At 72.4% G+C, this 16,151-nt stretch carries 13 protein-coding genes; 8 read left to right on the plus strand and 5 right to left on the minus strand.

The features are described from left to right. The first annotated feature begins 193 nt into the window (after window positions 1–193). Window positions 194–4,144: a glycosyl hydrolase gene (locus tag ACIQU3_RS05060; protein WP_403727512.1), complete on the plus strand. Its 3,951-nt coding sequence runs from the start codon at window positions 194–196 to the stop codon at window positions 4,142–4,144. Window positions 4,145–4,282: 138 nt separating this feature from the next. Here the strand turns inward: ACIQU3_RS05060 and ACIQU3_RS05065 are convergent, their stop codons facing one another. The 3 genes from ACIQU3_RS05065 to ACIQU3_RS05075 form a co-directional block, all read right to left on the minus strand. Continuing rightward, window positions 4,283–5,044: a thioredoxin domain-containing protein gene (locus ACIQU3_RS05065; RefSeq protein ID WP_403923378.1), complete on the minus strand. Its 762-nt coding sequence runs from the start codon at window positions 5,042–5,044 to the stop codon at window positions 4,283–4,285. Window positions 5,045–5,090: 46 nt separating this feature from the next. Then, window positions 5,091–6,110: a LacI family DNA-binding transcriptional regulator gene (locus tag ACIQU3_RS05070; RefSeq protein ID WP_403923380.1), complete on the minus strand. Its 1,020-nt coding sequence runs from the start codon at window positions 6,108–6,110 to the stop codon at window positions 5,091–5,093. A gap of 194 nt (window positions 6,111–6,304) precedes the next feature. Further along, window positions 6,305–6,736, minus strand: a complete 432-nt coding sequence (locus ACIQU3_RS05075; protein ID WP_403923382.1) for a helix-turn-helix domain-containing protein — start codon at window positions 6,734–6,736, stop codon at window positions 6,305–6,307. A 107-nt stretch (window positions 6,737–6,843) separates the two neighbouring features. Between ACIQU3_RS05075 and ACIQU3_RS05080 the strand changes: the two genes are divergently transcribed. The 3 genes from ACIQU3_RS05080 to ACIQU3_RS05090 are packed head-to-tail and all read left to right on the plus strand — an operon-like array spanning window position 6,844 to window position 9,536. Continuing rightward, window positions 6,844–7,695, plus strand: coding sequence for a class I SAM-dependent methyltransferase (locus tag ACIQU3_RS05080; RefSeq protein WP_403923384.1), 852 nt, complete (start codon window positions 6,844–6,846; stop codon window positions 7,693–7,695). A 51-nt stretch (window positions 7,696–7,746) separates the two neighbouring features. Further along, complete coding sequence (locus ACIQU3_RS05085) at window positions 7,747–8,457, plus strand: ThuA domain-containing protein (RefSeq protein ID WP_403923386.1); 711 nt, start codon at window positions 7,747–7,749, stop codon at window positions 8,455–8,457. Continuing rightward, window positions 8,427–9,536, plus strand: a complete 1,110-nt coding sequence (locus ACIQU3_RS05090; protein WP_403923388.1) for a Gfo/Idh/MocA family protein — start codon at window positions 8,427–8,429, stop codon at window positions 9,534–9,536. The genes ACIQU3_RS05085 and ACIQU3_RS05090 overlap by 31 nt, the downstream gene beginning before the upstream one ends. Window positions 9,537–9,538: 2 nt before the next feature. Here ACIQU3_RS05090 and ACIQU3_RS05095 read toward each other — a convergent pair whose 3' ends face one another. Beyond that, entirely contained in the window at window positions 9,539–11,017 is a 1,479-nt protein-coding gene (locus ACIQU3_RS05095; protein WP_403727496.1) for a glutamate--cysteine ligase, read from the minus strand. Window positions 11,018–11,159: 142 nt separating this feature from the next. Between ACIQU3_RS05095 and ACIQU3_RS05100 the strand changes: the two genes are divergently transcribed. The 3 genes from ACIQU3_RS05100 to ACIQU3_RS05110 all read left to right on the plus strand — a co-directional run bounded on the left by ACIQU3_RS05100 (window position 11,160) and on the right by ACIQU3_RS05110 (window position 14,115). Then, the gene (locus ACIQU3_RS05100; RefSeq protein WP_403727494.1) at window positions 11,160–12,341 is read left to right on the plus strand and encodes an MFS transporter; all 1,182 of its coding nucleotides are present in this window, start codon (window positions 11,160–11,162) and stop codon (window positions 12,339–12,341) included. A gap of 101 nt (window positions 12,342–12,442) precedes the next feature. After that, window positions 12,443–13,321, plus strand: a complete 879-nt coding sequence (locus ACIQU3_RS05105) for an SDR family oxidoreductase (protein WP_403727492.1) — start codon at window positions 12,443–12,445, stop codon at window positions 13,319–13,321. Between the two features lie 65 nt (window positions 13,322–13,386). Then, window positions 13,387–14,115 (plus strand): maleylpyruvate isomerase family mycothiol-dependent enzyme, encoded by a 729-nt coding sequence (locus tag ACIQU3_RS05110; RefSeq protein WP_403727489.1) that lies wholly within the window; start codon window positions 13,387–13,389, stop codon window positions 14,113–14,115. Between the two features lie 18 nt (window positions 14,116–14,133). On the opposite strand, the gene ACIQU3_RS05115 is transcribed toward ACIQU3_RS05110, so the two are convergent. Beyond that, complete coding sequence (locus ACIQU3_RS05115; RefSeq protein WP_403727487.1) at window positions 14,134–14,529, minus strand: MarR family winged helix-turn-helix transcriptional regulator; 396 nt, start codon at window positions 14,527–14,529, stop codon at window positions 14,134–14,136. Window positions 14,530–14,615: 86 nt separating this feature from the next. Between ACIQU3_RS05115 and ACIQU3_RS05120 the strand changes: the two genes are divergently transcribed. Beyond that, window positions 14,616–16,103 (plus strand): MFS transporter, encoded by a 1,488-nt coding sequence (locus tag ACIQU3_RS05120; protein WP_403727485.1) that lies wholly within the window; start codon window positions 14,616–14,618, stop codon window positions 16,101–16,103. Window positions 16,104–16,151: the final 48 nt, after the last annotated feature.

A 16,151-nucleotide genomic window follows, 5' to 3' on the forward strand; every position in this document is an offset into this window, starting at 1 on the left:
TCTGGTGACATCGCGTTCCCGGGGGCCTGGTCGCAGCGAATATAGGGGGAGAAAAACGTTGCAACAAGGTGTCGCGCACGTATCGCCGACGCGGGGTCGGATTCTGCGGTTCCGGCCCGGGGTGTGGCGTGACCGCACCAGCTCACCTACGGTGAATGAGGTCTGAAAACGTTTCAGGGGAAGGACCGTGTCCGTGATCTCCCCCGAGCTCCGCCGGCTGTTCGACGACCCGCCCCGCGACTTCGGCCCCACTCCGTTGTGGTGGTGGTCGGGTGCGAAGGTCACCCGCGAGCGACTCGCCTGGCAGTTGCGGGCGTTCGCGGCGGGCGGTGTCCACAACCTCGTCGTCATCAACCTGGCCCCGGCGGGCCCGACGTTCGGAGCCCGGGCCGACGATCCGGCGTGGTTCGGCGAGGAGTGGTGGGCGCGCTTCACCGAAGCCTGCGAGATCTCGGCGGAACTGGGCACGCGGCTGTGGTTCTACGACCAGATCGGGTTCTCCGGGGCCAATGTGCAGGGCGGTGTGACGCGTCGTCACCCAGAGGCCTCCGGACTGGCACTGCGCTGCCGTGATGTCCGTGTCAGCGGGGGTGCGCTGGACCTGACGGACCCGGGGACGCCGCTGGCCGCGTACTCCCGGCAGGGTCGGCGGCTCGATCTTTGCGCGGACGGCCGGATCGCCGCCGCCGACGGTACCGGGGTCCGGCTCGTCACCACCGTCCCCACGGCGTTCGACTACCTGGACCGGCACGCCGTGGGTCTGCTGATGGACGCCGTCCACCACGAGTACGACCGCCGCGTGCCGGAGCACCTGGGCACCGTCATCGCGGGCAGCTTCCAGGACGAACTGCCCGGCACCAACGCCTGGAGCCCTCGTTTCGCCGAGGAGTTCCGCACCCGGCGCGGCTACGACCTGCTCGACCACCTGCCCGCCCTGTTCGGCGCGGACGCCGGCGTCGCCGAGGGGAAGGTCCGCGCGGACTACTACGCGGTCCGGGCGGAACTGACCGAGGAGGCCCTGTTCCGGCCGCTCGCCGCCTGGCACCGCGAGCGTGGTCTGCTGCTGGGCAGCGACCAGAGCCACCCCGCCCGCGCGGGTTACCCGGCGCAGTCCACGCAGATCTACACCGACTACTTCCGCACCCACCGCTGGTACAGCGCCGCGGGCAGCGACCACCACGGCGACGCCAAGGTGCACTCGTCGATGGCCCACCTCCACGGCCACGAACGTGTCTGGATCGAGGCGTTCCACTCCTCCGGCTGGGGCGGCACGCTGGAGGACACCTACGACTGGCTGCTGCCGTTCCTGCGCAGCGGGGCCAACCTCTACAACCCGCATGCCAGTTACTTCGGCACGGCGGGAGGCTGGTTCGAGTGGGCGCCGCCGTCCACCGACTGGCGCCAGCCCTACTGGAGGCAGTACCCGGCGTTCTCCCGGGCCGTGTCCCGGATCTGCTCGATCATGTCCTGGGGCGGCTACGCCGCCGATGTGGCGGTGCTGCACCCGACCGCCACCATGCAGGCCCTCGTGCCCCTGGACGCACCGGTCCGGCACTTCGGCGACGGCCGGCTGGGCGAGGGGCACGCCCTCGCCGACGAGACCCAGCGGCACTACCTCGACCTGTGCGGCACCAATAACTGGCTCCGGCCGCACGCCGGTGCCCTGGACCGGCACGGGGTGTCCTTCGACGTCATCGACGACGACTCGGTCCAGCGCGCCCGGGCCACCGACGGCGCCCTGCGGATCAGGGACCTGGCGTACCGGGTGGTGCTGCTGCCCTCGGCGAGCGTGCTGGAGGAGGGCACGGCACGGCGGCTGTCCGAACTGCTCGACGCCGGAGGGCGGGTGGTCCTCGTGGGCCGCCCGCCCGCGACGGCCGCCGGACGGTTCGGTGACGACTCCGTCGTGACGGCGCTGCTCGCCCATCCCCGGCTGGAGCGGGTGTGCGGCCCCGAGACCGCGGCCGCGGCGGTGGCCGACGCGGCCGGGCACGCGACGGGCGACGTGCCGCTGCTCGTCCGGCGGAAGGGGAGCGAGGCGGTGGCGCTGGTCACGGCGGCCTTCCCGGAGATCGGCGCACATCCGCTGCGGCCGCCCGGTTCCGCGCCCGCGCCCGTGCGCACCTCGTCCGTCACCGTCCGGGCCGCCGTGGCGCAGGCCGAGGTCTGGAATCCGGCGACCGGCTCCCGCAGCTCCGCCCGCGTCACGGTCCGGGCGGACGGCGCCTCGTCGGCCGTCGAGGTGCCTCTGGAGGGCGCGCCGGCGGTCCTCGTCGTCTGGCGCGAGGGCCGTGCGGAACCGGCGCCACCTCCGAAGGCCACGGCGGTCCGGGTGCTCGACCTCTCGTCCGGCTGGCAGGGCTGGCTGGTTCCGACGATGGACAACACCTGGGGTGATCTCGCCCTGCCCCCGGGAACCTCGGTGCGGGAGCCGCAGATCTGGACCATGGAGTGGACCGAGGGCACGGTGTGGGAGCGCGCCCGGGTCACCTACGGCAACCGGGTCCGTGTCCTGCCCCCGGTACCGCTCGACCTGGCTCCCGAGCCGCTGGACGCGGCGGGCGTGGAGCGGGTGCTCGCCGGCGAACTGCCGCTGGTGCCGCCCGACGCGGCCTGGGAGGCGGGAGTGTACTCGTCGAGCCGGGGCATCCCGGACCAGGGCGGACTGCTGGGCACCAAAGGGCTGGTGAACGAGGAGTTCGTGCGGGTCCCGGTGCCGGCCGTCGGCACGGCCGCACGGGTCCGGGCGATCGTGGAGACCGGCCTTCGGGGCCCCGCCGAACTGCACGTCGGCGCGGAGGCTGCCAAGCGGGTGTGGTGGAACGGCGAGCCGCTGGGCCCGTACGGCGGCGGTTACCTGGCCTCGGCTCCGGTCACCGTGGACCGGGACCGCAACGTGCTCGAGTACGAGTTGTCACACGCTCAGGACCGGCCCTCGACGATCTCGGCCGTCGCGGGCACCCCGCTCGGCAGTTTCTTCTGCCTGTCCGAGCCGGGCGGTCTCGGCCCGCGGCCGCGGTTCATGCGTCCGCCGGACGGGGTCCGGCCCGACGGCCGTGTGGTCTATCGCCGACGGCTCCCGGTCCCGGCCGGGGAGGCGCGTGCGGTGCTCGTCGTCGGGGCCGCCTGCGCGGTGACGGTGCTGCTCGACGGGGACGTGCTGGCGCGGCAGGAGAAGGTGGAGTACTACGAGGCGGACTGGGGCGCCGTGCCGATGTTCTTCCGGCACGAGCGGGAACTCGGCGCGGGAGAGCATCTCCTGGAGGTCGTGGCCGACAGCGCCGACGTCCGGGACGCGGTGTTCGTCGACCTGGTGGTGCGATCCGCGTCCGGGGTGAGGGCCCTGGTCAGCGGCGCCGGCTGGGAAGCCCGGACGGGTTCGTGGCGGGGCCCTGCCGTCGAGGACGCCCGCAGGCGGGGCGAGTTGCAGCACTGTCACGCGGCCGTGCGGCCGCACCCGCTCCCGGGCACTGCGTGGCTCAACGGCACGCCGGTGCTCGGCGGTGCCGTGTGGCCGTCGCGGTCCACCGATGACGTCCGGGCGGTACCGCAGCGGTTCCGGTTCACGGTTCCGCCGGGGACGGTGTCGCTGGAGCTGCCGTTGGCGCTCGACGCCACCGTGCGGATCGGGGGCGGCGGCGAACTGCCTCTGACCGGCGATCGGCTGACACTCCGTGAGCCGACCCCGGACGCCACCGAGGTCGAGGTGGTTACCGAGCCCACGTGCGTCCTGCGGGGCGGCTCGGCCTGGCGCGGTCCGGTGCGGGTGCGGACGGTGCCGGCGCCGCTGGCGCTGGGCGACTGGCGCGAGCTGGGGCTGGGCGGTTGGAGCGGCGGCGTGACGTACGCACGGACGGTGGAGGTGCCGGCCGGGCCCGATCCGGTGCTGGATCTGGGGCGGGTGCGGGGCAGCGCGGAGATCGCGGTCGACGGGGAGTTCGCCGGTGAGGCGTTCTGTCCGCCGTACCGATTCCCGCTGCGCGGTGCCGCGGGCCGTACCGTCCGGCTGGAGGTGACGGTCCGGGGCACGCTGGCGCCGTATCTCTCACAGGCCACACCGACCGAGTGGGCCTTCGCGTCCCAGCTGTCGTCGGGGCTGTGGGGGCCGGTGACGCTGCGGATCCCGTCCGGGGTCAGGGCGTGACGCCGTTAAGGACGTTCCGGTGCGGGTGCGGGCCGGATTCGACCGGCACATCGCCGACCGGGCACAGCGCCCGCCCCGACTGAGCAGCCGGCCCTGGCCCCGGCATTCATCACGACCGCACGGACACTCGCCCGGGCCTCACAAGGTGGTGGCTTCCCACTCCTGTGGATGGGCGTGGATCTGCCGGAGCAGCTCGGTGAACATCGTGCTGTCGTAGAGAACGCCGGCGGTCTCAGCGGTGATCCGCTTGTCGTTGATCACCGCGGTGGGTGTGCCGGGCCCCTCGGGCTCCGACGTGTCTCCCGCGCGCTCGTAGGCCTTCTGGGAAGCGGCCACGAAGTCGCGGTACTTCATGGTCTTCACCGCGTTGTCGAACACTGTGCTGCGCAGCCCTTCCACCTGTCCGGCCAGCTCGAGCAGGCGGGCGTCGGTGTAGCCGTCGACGCTCTCTTCGGGCTGGTTGTAGTAGAGGACCTCGTGGTACTCCACGAACTTGCCCTGCTCCAGCGCCGCACGCAGTGCGTTGACCGCCTTCTTCGATCCGCTGCCGCCGACGCGGTCGTCGAGGAAGGAAGCCATGGTGTACTCCGTCGAGGCCCAGCGCTCGAGCATTGCCTTGCGCAACTGCGGGCCGCCCGACATCTCGAACTGTTCGCAGACGGGGCACCGCGGGTCCTCGTACAGGTGCACCTTCACTTTCGCGCCGGGATCGCCGACCGTGATGGTGGTACCGTCCGCGCCCAGCTTCTCGGGTAGTTCTTCCGCGATCTCGTACGCGGGCCGCGCTTCCGCGGTCCCGTCGGCAGGCCGTTGCTCCGACGGCCCTTCCGCCCGCCCACAGCCCGCCAGCGCCAGCACCACGGCCGCGCACCAGGCCAGCCGATGTCCCCCACGCACCATGCGCCACCCTCCCTCGAGCAGGGCGACTCTAGATCATCCCCCGCCCCTACCCCAGAGCGGGCGGCCGGGTGGAGTCGCGCAGGACGAGGCCCGGGGCGAAGACGCGGGTCTCGTGAAGGTGGTCCGCACCGGCCTCGACCTCGTCGAGCAGCATCTCCACAGCCGCCCGGCCGAGGTCCTCGACCGGCTGGCGGACCGTGGAGAGGGTCGTCGCCCCGAAGGTCGCGACGTCGAGGTCGCCGTAGCCGACGACCTGTACGTCCTCGGGGATGCGCACGCCCCGTTCGGTCAGTCCGCGGCACAGGCCCGCGGCGAGGAAGTCGTTGGTGCAGAACACCCCGTCGGGCAGGTCCGTCAGCCCGCGGGCGATCTCCGTGCCGTACGCGACGGTCATCCGCTCGGCGACGACCTGGCCGAGCCGGGCCTCGCGGCGGCTGCGCACGGCCTGCCGGGCGCCCTGGTACCGGTCCGCGCACTGGCGGATGCCGCGCTCGCCGTTGACGACGAGGATGTCACGGGCCCCGCTGTCCAGGAGGTGCTGTACGGCGATACGGCCGCCGGCGATGTCGTCGACGGAGGCCGAGCAGCCCTCCCGGTCGGGCATCGCACGGTCGGCCAGGACGAGCGGGATGCCCCGCTCACGCAGCCGGGCCAGCCGGCCCGGGTCGGCGCTGAGCGGCACGACCACGACTCCGACGGCCCGCTGCTCGACGAGCATGCTGAAGTAGCCCTGCTCCCGTTCGGGGGCGTCCCCGCTGTGGCAGAGGACGAGGGAGTAGCCGTGGTCGTAGGCGGCGTCCGCGGCGCCGCGCGCGATGCGTGCGTAGAAGGAGTTGGTGACGTCGGGCAGCACGAGCCCGATCGCGGAGGAGTGGCCGGTGCGCAGGCCCGCCGCTCCCGGGTGGGGGACGTAGTCGAGCTCGGCGACGGCGACGCGGACGCGTTCGGCCGTCCGGGCGGTGACGCGCTCGGGCCGGTTGAGCACGTTGGACACCGTCGACACCGAGACCCCGGCGGCTGCGGCGACGTCCTGGATGCGGGCGGGGCGTGCCGGAACGGCGTCCACCCCCTCGCTGTTGCGGCCGCGCGACCAGGCACGACGATGGCCTTCATGGGCACGGCAAGTATAACGTGGCCGGAGTTGGAACGTTTTTCCTCCCAGCCGAGACAGGGGTGACGGGAGTCGGGCCGAGCCCGAGCCGATTCGGAACCAGGAGCACCAACGGCGTTCGGGAGCCGGCCGGCAGGGGACGGAGGCCGTCAGGGACGTTCGGGAGGTCGTCTTCCCGGTGCCGGGATGCCGCCGGACGCGGCCGCGTCGAGCAGCCGGCGGAAGGTGTCGCACTGCAGGTGGCTCGGCGCCGGGCACGCCGCGGCATGCCGCAGGGAGTCGCGCAGGACGCCCAGTTCGCGGACGGTCCGGTCCAGTTCCGCCGCCTTGGCCGAGAGCATCCGCCGGTCGATCCGCGGCTGCCCGTCCGGCGCGAACATCCGCGCGATCTCGTCGAGCGAGAACCCGGCCGTCCGCCCCAGCGCGATCAGCGCCAGCCGTTCCAGCACCCCCGGGTCGTACTGGCGCCGCAGTCCGCGTCGGCCGGTCGGGGCGATCAGCCCCTTCTCCTCGTAGAAGCGCAGCGTCGAGGCGGGCACCCCGGCGCGGTGCGCCACCTCCGCTATGTCCAGGTCTGTCATTGTCTTGACCTCAAGTCGACTTGAAGTAGAACGCTGTCATCCCGTCCCGGCGAAGACAAGCGGGACGAAGACGAGCGGGACGAGAACGAGCCGAGGGAGAGACGACGATGAACGCCGCACGCAAGTCCTACGACGAGCAGGCCGCCCGCTGGAACGGGCCCGCCGGCCACGCCTGGGTGGACCTCCAGGAGGTGCTGAACGGGATGTTCAGGGGCATCGAGGAGCTGCTCGTCGACGCCGTGGCCGCGGAGCACCCGGCGAGCGTGCTCGACGTCGGCTGCGGCACGGGCGCCCTCACCCGGGCCGTCGCCCGGCGGGCCGGTCGCTGCGTCGGGGTCGACATCTCCGGCCCGATGATCGAGGCGGCCCGGGCACGGGCCGAACAGGAGGGCGTGCCCGCGTCCTTCATTCAGGCGGACGCGCAGCAGTACGCCTTCGAACCCGCCGCCTTCGACGCGCTCGTCTCCCGCTTCGGTGTCATGTTCTTCAGCGACCCGGTGCGGGCCTTCACCAATCTCCGGAGCACGATGAGGGACGGGGCCGGGCTGTGGTGCGCCGTGTGGCGGGGCGCCGAGGAGAACCCGTTCATGACGACGGCGGAAAGCGCCGCGGCCCCGTTCCTGCCGGAGCTTCCCGTGCGCCGGCCGGACGAGCCGGGCCAGTTCGCGTTCGCGGACCCCGAGCGGGTCCACCGCGTCCTGGCGGAGAGCGGCTGGGCCGGAATCGACATCCGGCCGGCCGACGTCACCTGCGTCCTGCCCGAGAAGGACCTCGTCACGTTCTTCAGCCGGCTCGGACCGCTCGGCACCGTGTTGCCCGATGCCGACGAGCGGACCCGGGCGGAGATCGTCGAGGTGGTCCGCCCCGCCTTCGAGCCCTTCGTGCAGGGCGCGGAGGTCCGCTACACCGCCGCGTGCTGGATGGTGTCGGCGCGGGCCGCGGGCGCGAAACTTTCGTGAGGTCCGGCCCTCTTCTCGGGCCGCGGGCGACCGGCGCATAGTGAGATCACGATGACGCAGAAAAGAGCGCTGGTGGTCCGCGGCGGCTGGGAAGGCCATCAGCCGGTCGAGGCCACGGACCTGTTCCTGCCCTTCCTCCGCGGCAACGGATACGCCGTCCGGGTCGAGGAGTCGACCGCGGTCTACGCGGACGGCGCCGAGATGGCCGCCACCGACCTCGTCGTGCAGTGCGTGACGATGTCGGAGATCACACGCGAGCAACTGGCGGGGCTGAGCTCCGCGGTCGAGGCGGGCACGGGCTTCACCGGCTGGCACGGCGGCATCGCCGACTCGTTCCGCGCCTCCTCGGACTATCTGCACCTGGTGGGCGGGCAGTTCGCCACGCATCCCGGCAAGGAGCCGTGCGAGCGCCGGGGTGAGGCGGCGGACAACTTCCTGTCGCACACCATCAGCATCACGCAGGCCGGCCGGACGCACCCGATCACCGCCGGCATCGAGGACTTCACGCTGGACACCGAGCAGTACTGGGTGCTCCACGACGACCTCGTCGACGTCCTGGCCACCACCACGCACCCCACCCGTCCGTGGCAGCCCTGGCACCGGCCGGTCACCTCCCCGGCGGTCTGGACCCGCCGGTGGGGTGCCGGGCGAATCGTGGTGACGACGCCGGGGCACAGCGTCGACGTGCTGGAGCACCCCGATGTCCGCACCATCGTCGAGAGGGGCATGCTGTGGGCGACGCGCACCGCGTCGGGGTCGTAGGACTGGGTGTCATCTCCCGCGCGTACCTGGACACACTGTCGGGCCATCCCGCGGTGCGGGTCACCGCGGTCGCCGACCTCGACGCCTCCCGGTCGGCCGCGGCCGCCGCCGGCCTGCCCGGCGCCCGTGCGCTGACGGTCGCGGAACTGCTGAGCAGCCCGGACGTGGACACGGTGCTGAACCTGACCACGCCGGCGGCCCACGCCGAGATCGCTTTCGGGGCGATCCGGCACGGCAAGAACGTGTACGGGGAGAAGCCGCTGGCCGCGGGCCTGGAGGAGGCGCGGGCCGTGCTGGAGGCCGCCGGCACGGCGGGCACCGGTGTGGGCTGTGCCCCGGACACCGTCCTGGGCACGGGAGTTCAGACCGCGCGGGCGGCCGTGGAGGCCGGAACCATCGGGCGTCCCCAGTTCGCCTCGGCCGTGATGGTGACACCGGGCCATGAACGCTGGCACCCCCACCCGGACTTCTACTACACGGCCGGTGGCGGGCCGCTGCTGGACATGGGGCCGTACTACCTGTCGGCGCTGGTCCATCTGCTGGGGCCGGTGCGCGCCGTGACCGGGGCGGCGGGACGGCTGCGCACCGAGCGCGTCATCGGGTCCGGCCCGCGCGCGGGTGAGCGCATACCGGTCGAGGTGGACAGCCATGTGTCCGGAGTGCTGGAGCACGTGAACGGGACGCTGACGACGCTCACGACCAGCTTCGACGGCGTGGCCACCACCGCCGCGCCGATCGAGGTGCACGGCGAGAGCGGCACCCTCTCGGTCCCCGATCCCAACGGCTTCGACGGCGAGGTGCGCCTCCACGCGCTCGGCGGCAGCGGCTGGCGCACCCTCCCGGTGTCGGCGGGCTACGCGGACGGCGCCCGCGGCGTCGGGCTGCTCGACTTCCTCACCGCGGGCGGTGGGCGTGCGCCGCGGGCGAACGGTGACCTGGCCCTGCACGTGCTGGAGACGATAACCGCGCTGCTGCGTTCGGCGGCCGAGGGACGGCGGATCGAGCTGTCGACGTCGGCGGAGGTGCCCGAGCCCGTACCCCTGACGGCGGCGTCGCGGTGGCAGGGCGGGACCGGCTGACGTCAGTCCACGGGCCAGGTGTGGGCGGGGGCGTTCATGTGCATGTAGTCCATGTACGTCCTGGTCATCTGCCGCAGTGCCTCACGCCGGTCGGAGATGCCGGCCTTCTCCAGGTGGTGCACCGTCTCCGCCTGCCACAGTGCGCCGTTGCGGCCGGTGACGCAGCGCTGCTCGATGATGCCCAGCAGGGGTTCGCGCCACGCGGCGTCCATGCCGGTCAGCTCCAGGCCCCGGTGGGCCAGGGGCAGCAGCCGCCGCAACACCAGCTCGGTGACCGGCACTTCACCCACACCGGGCCAGTACAGCCGGGCGTCGATGCCGTCCCGGGCCGCGGTGTGCAGGTTCTCCTCGGCCACCGAGAAGGACATCCGCGTCCACACCGGCCGGTCCTCGTCGACCAGGGCGCGGGTCAGGCCGTAGTAGAAGGCGCCGTTGGCGATGATGTCCGCGACGGTGGGGCCGGCGGGCAGCACCCGGTTCTCGATGCGCAGGTGCGGACCGCTCTCGGTGACCGCGTAGATGGGACGGTTCCAGCGGTAGATCGTGCCGTTGTGCAGAGTCAGTTCGCCAAGCTGGGGCACGCCGCCGCTGTCCAGCTCCTTCTGCGGGTCCTCGTCCTCGCACAGCGGCAGCAGGGCGGGGAAGTAGCGCACGTTCTCCTCGAAGAGGTCGAAGACGCTGGTGATCCAGCGCTCCCCGAACCACACCCGGGGCCGTACGCCCTGGGCCTTGATCTCCTCGGGACGGGTGTCGGTGGCCTGCTCGAACAGGGGGATGCGCGTCTCGCGCCACAGCTCCTTGCCGAACAGGAAGGGGGAGTTCGCCGCGAGGGCGATCTGCACGCCCGCGATGGCCTGGGCCGCGTTCCAGTAGTGCGGGAACTCCTTGGGGGCGACCTGGAGGTGGAACTGGGTGCTGGTGCAGGCCGCCTCCGGGGTGATGGTGTCGGCGTACGTCGACAGGCGCTCCACCCCGTCGACCTTGATCCGCAGGTCCTCGCCGCGGGCCGCGAAGATCTGCTCGTTGAGGAGGCGGTACCTCGGATCGCCGGAGAGCGCGGACTCGCTGACGTCCGACTCGCCCAGGGTCGGCAGGATGCCGACCATGATCAGGTGCGCCCCCACCGCCGCGGCCCGGTCCTCGGCGTGGTTGAGGGCGTCCCGGATCGCCTGCTCCCAGGAGCCGGGGCCGCCTGCCGTCAGCTGCCGGGGCGGGATGTTGATCTCCAGGTTGAAGCGGCCCAGCTCGCTCGACCAGGCGGGGTCGGCGATCGCCTGGAGCACGTCGGTGTTGCGCATCGCGGGCAGCCCGGCGTCGTCGACGAGATTGAGCTCTATCTCCAGCCCGACCTGGGGGCGCTCGCTCTCGAATCCCGACTCGCGGAGCATCCGGGCGAGCGCCTCGAGGTCGGTGTGCATCTTCTCCCGGTACCGACGGCGGTCTTCCCGGGTGAACACCAGGGCCGGCACGTCACGTCCCATGCGCCCTCCTGCGCTCCTTCGGCGGATGCGTCCACTCTCCGGCGGACGGGGTCTCGTCCCAGAGTCGCACCTTGTCCTCCACCCCGCACCCACCTAGCCTGACTTTGTGCCGCAAATAAACAAAGCCCGAACGCACAACGACGTGCCGGGCCACAGCAGCTCCCTGACCCCGCTCCGGATCGCCCTCACCGTCTTCTTCGCCCTCGACGGCTTCGTCTTCGCCGGCTGGGTCGTGCGCATCCCCGCCATCAAGGCGCAGACCGGTGCCTCCGCCAGCACCCTTGGCCTCGCCCTCCTGGGCGTCTCCGCCGGGGCCGTCGTCACGATGACCCTCACGGGCCGGCTCTGCCGCCGCTACGGCAACCATCGCGTGACCGTCGTCTGCGCGGTCCTGCTCTCGCTCAGCGTCGCCCTGCCTCCGCTGACCCACTCGGCGCTCGCACTGGGCCTGGTCCTGCTGCTCTTCGGGGCCGCCTACGGCGGGATCAACGTGGCCTTCAACAGTGCGGCCGTGGAACTCGTGGCCGCCCTGCGGCGGCCGGTCATGCCGAGCTTCCACGCGGCGTTCAGCCTGGGCGGGATGGTGGGAGCCGGGCTGGGCGGTCTGGTCGCGGGGGTCCTCTCCCCCACGCGGCACCTGCTGCTGCTCACGGTCGTCGGGCTGCTCGTGACCGCAGCGGCGGGCCCCACCCTCCTGCGGCACGAGCCACCGGTCCCCCCGGAACGGGACCTGCCCGCCGAGGGCGCCCCGAGCCGCCCGGACCGCCGCACCCGGGTCCTGGTGATCGTCTTCGGCGTCATCGCGGGCTGCACCGCCTACGGCGAGGGGGCGCTGGCCGACTGGGGCGCCCTGCACCTCGAACAGGACCTGCACGCCTCGGCGGGTGCCGCGGCCGTGGGCTACTCCTGCTTCGCCCTGGCCATGACGGCGGGACGGCTGACCGGCACGACCCTCCTGGAACGTCTGGGGCGGACCCGGACCGTCGTCGCCGGTGGGACGACCGCGGCGGCCGGAATGCTGCTCGGCTCCCTCGCCCCCTCCCTCTGGGCGGCCTTCCTCGGCTACGCGATCACGGGCCTCGGCCTCGCGAACCTCTTCCCCGTGGCCGTGGAGCGCGCGGGCGCCCTCGCCGGTCCCGGCGGCGTCGCCACGGCATCCACCCTGGGCTACGGGGGCATGCTCCTCGGCCCGCCCGCGATCGGTTTCATGGCCGACTGGTTCTCCCTGCCGGCCGCGCTGACGAGCGTGGCGGTCCTGGCGGCGGTGGCGGCGGCCGTCGGAGCCCTGGTGGGGGCGTCCGCGCGGCGGACGGTCAGGGGCTGAGAGGAGGGGCGCTGCCAGGGGGAATGCCGGCGATCCTGGGTACCCGTGGCCACGCCCGGTGTGATCACCGGGCCGTACGCCGCGGACGAGGAGGCAGACCCGTGACCGAACAGCAGCACCCCGGTGAGCAGCACCCGACCCCGGAGTTTCCCTCCCAGGACCAGCCGCACCCCGGCTGGACGGGGCCGATGGACCCGCCCCCGGACCATGGCGAGGACTCCTACCGCGGCAGTGGCCGGCTGGAGGGCCGCAAGGCCGTGATCACCGGTGGGGACTCCGGTATCGGCCGAGCGGTCGCCCTGGCGTTCGCCCGCGAGGGAGCGGACGTGCTGTTCACCCATCTGGATGACGAGAAGGACGACGCCGCCGAGACGGCCCGGCTCGTCGAGGAGGCGGGCCGCCGCGCCGTGCCCGTCTCGTGCGACGTACGGGAGGAAGAGAACTGCCGGGCGCTGATCGAGCGTGCCGTGGACGAGTTCGGCCGGATCGACGTGCTGGTGAACAACGCGGCGTACCAGATGTCCCAGCCGGACGGCATCGAGGCGATCACCACCGAGCAGTTCGACCGGGTGCTGCGCACCAACCTGTACGGCATGTTCTGGCTGTGCAAGCTGGCCCTGCCGCACATCCCGGAGGGCGGCAGCATCATCAACTCCACGTCGGTGCAGGCGTACAAGCCCAGTCCGCATCTGCTGGACTACGCGACGACGAAGGGCGCGATCGTCACCTTCACGCAGGGGCTCGCGCAGATGCTGATCGAGAAGGGCATCCGGGTCAACGCGGTCGCACCGGGCCCCGTGTGGACGCCGCTGATCCCGGCGACCCTGCCGGACACGCAGACGTTCGGCAAGCAGGCCCCCATCGGGCGGCCGGCACAGCCCGCCGAGATGGCTCCGGCGTACGTCTTCCTCGCTTCGCAGGAGGCGTCGTACATCACCGCCGAGATCGTCAACGCTACGGGCGGGACGCCGCTGCCGTAGTCACCGCGGCCGGCCTCCCGAAATCGAAGGGCCTGGAGAGCGCTTCATGCGGCAGACTCGGCGCCATGGAGACCGCCGAGTTCCTTCAAGCACTGGAGACGGAAGGCCGGCTGCTGGCAGCGGCCGCCGAGGAGGCCGGGACGGAAGCGAAGGTGCCGACCTGCCCCGAGTGGCAGGTGCGGGATCTGCTGCGGCACACGGGCGCCGTGCACCGCTGGGCCACCGCCTACGTCGCCGAGCAGATCACCGAGGGCCGCCCGCTGATCGAACGGACCGACCTCGACGGCGCGGAGCTCATCGCCTGGTACCGCGACAGCCACCGCCGGCTCGTGGACACACTGACCGGCGCCCCGCCCGACCTGGAGTGCTTCACCTTCCTGCCCGCGCCGTCCCCGCTGGCCTTCTGGGCGCGGCGGCAGGCGCACGAGACGGCGGTGCACCGGGTGGACGCGGAGTCCGCGCGCGGGGGCGTCCCGACCGGCGTCACCCCGGAGTTCGCGACCGACGGCATCGACGAACTGCTGCGGGGCTTCCACGCCCGCTCCAGGAGCCGGGTCCGCACCCCGGAGCCGCGTGTCCTGCGGATCCGCACGGAGGACACCGGCGCGGTGTGGACGGTACGGCTGTCGCCGGAGCCGCCCGTCACGACGCGGGACGCGTCGGGGGATGCCGCGTGCGAACTGTCCGCACCCGCCGAGCAGTTGTATCTGGCGCTGTGGAACCGGGCCGCGCTGCCGGCCGCCACGGGCGACCAGGCGCTCGCCACGCTGTGGCGGGAGGCGTCGGCGATCTGAGCGGTCACCGACGGGTGGTCAGCCGTCGTTGAGCATCCGGGCCAGTACCGCGCGCTGCACGGGGAGCACCTCGCCGTGCAGCGCGCGCCCCTTGGCCGTGAGGCAGACCTTCACGCCGCGCCGGTCCTCGGGGCAGATGCCGCGCGCGACGAGTCCCTCCTTCTCCAGCCGGGCGATCAGCCGCGACAGCGCGCTCTGACTCAAGTGCACCCGCTCGGAGATCTCCTGCACGCGATAGGAAGGCGTGCCCTTGGGCGTCCGGCACCCGGCGAGGACGTCGAGCACCTCGAAGTCGCTGGCGCACAGACCGTGGCCGTGCAGCGCACGGTCGAGTTCGCACTGGGTCCGCGCGTGCAGCGCCAGAATGTCCCGCCACTGTGCCACGAGCGCCTGCTCGGCCTGCTGAGCCGCCATGACGCGCACCGTAACAGAGAACCCAGATTGTTGCACCTGAATTAAATGCGTTTGCATCTCATGCATACGCATGTAGTGTCCTCCGCATGACCTCTCCGCTCATCTCCCCCACGTCCGAAGGGCGTTGGACGCCACGGCTGTGGGGCACCCTGCTCGTGCTCTGCGCCGCGATGTTCCTGGACGCCCTGGACGTGTCCATGGTCGGCGTCGCCCTGCCGTCCATCGGCGCCGACCTCGGCCTGTCGACCTCGGCGCTGCAATGGGTCGTCAGCGGCTACATCCTGGGCTACGGCGGTCTGCTGCTGCTCGGCGGGCGCGCCGCCGACCTGCTGGGCCGGCGTCAGGTGTTCCTGGCGGCCCTCGCCGTGTTCGCGCTCGCCTCGCTCCTCGGCGGTCTCGTGGACTCCGGGCCACTGCTCATCGCCAGCCGCTTCATCAAGGGCCTGAGCGCGGCCTTCACGGCCCCCGCCGGCCTGTCGATCATCACCACGACGTTCCCCCAGGGCCCGCTGCGCAACCGCGCGCTCTCCATCTACACCACCTGCGCGGCCACCGGCTTCTCCATGGGCCTGGTGCTCTCGGGTCTGCTCACCGAGGCCAGTTGGCGCCTGACCATGCTGCTGCCCGCACCCATCGCCCTGATCGCGCTCGTCGCCGGCCTGAAGCTGCTGCCGCGCAGCGAACGGGAGAAGAACCACAACGGCTACGACGTCCCCGGCGCCGTCCTCGGCACCGCCTCGATGCTGCTGCTGGTCTTCACCGTCGTCCAGGCACCGGAGGTCGGCTGGGCGTCGGCCCGCACCCTGCTGTCCTTCCTCGCGGTGGCCGCGCTGCTGACGGTGTTCGTCCTGGTGGAGCGGCGCTCGGCGGGACCGTTGATCCGGCTCGGGGTGCTGCGCTCCGGCAGCCAGATCCGCGCCCAGCTCGGTGCGATGGCCTTCTTCGGCTCGTATGTCGGCTTCCAGTTCCTCGCGACGCTCTACATGCAGTCGCTGCTGGGCTGGTCCGCGCTGCACACGGCGCTCGCCTTCCTGCCCGCGGGCGCCCTGGTGGCGGTGTCGTCGACGAAGGTGGGCGCGATCGTCGACCGGTTCGGCACCCAGCGGCTGATCGCGGGGGGCTTCGCTCTCATGGTCCTCGGATACGCGCTGTTCCTGCGCGTCGACCTGAACCCGGTGTACGCCGCGGTGATCCTGCCGAGCATGCTGCTGATCGGCGCCGCCTGCGCCCTGGTCTTCCCCTCGCTCAACATCCAGGCCACCGACGGCGTCGACGACCACGAGCAGGGCATGGTCTCCGGCCTGCTCAACACCTCCGTCCAGGTGGGCGGCGCGATCTTCCTGGCCGTCGTCACCGCCGTGGTGACCGCGGGCGCCCCCTCGGACCCCACTCCGCAGGCCGTCCTGGACAGCTACCGGCCCGGGTTCATGGTCGCCACGGGCATCGCCGTCGCCGGCCTGCTGATCGCCCTCACCGGCCTGCGGCCCCGCCGACGAGGGAAGTCGGCGGGACCGTCCGTGGTCGTCGCCAGGTCCATCCCCGAGGAGGCGGAGCGCGTCGCCGTGCGCGACTAGCGCGACCGGGGGACCGCCTCCGAGAGTGCGCCCGGCGGGCTGCCTTGC

The sequence above is a fragment of the Streptomyces sp. NPDC101110 genome (assembly GCF_044759525.1).
Lineage (GTDB): Bacteria > Actinomycetota > Actinomycetes > Streptomycetales > Streptomycetaceae > Streptomyces.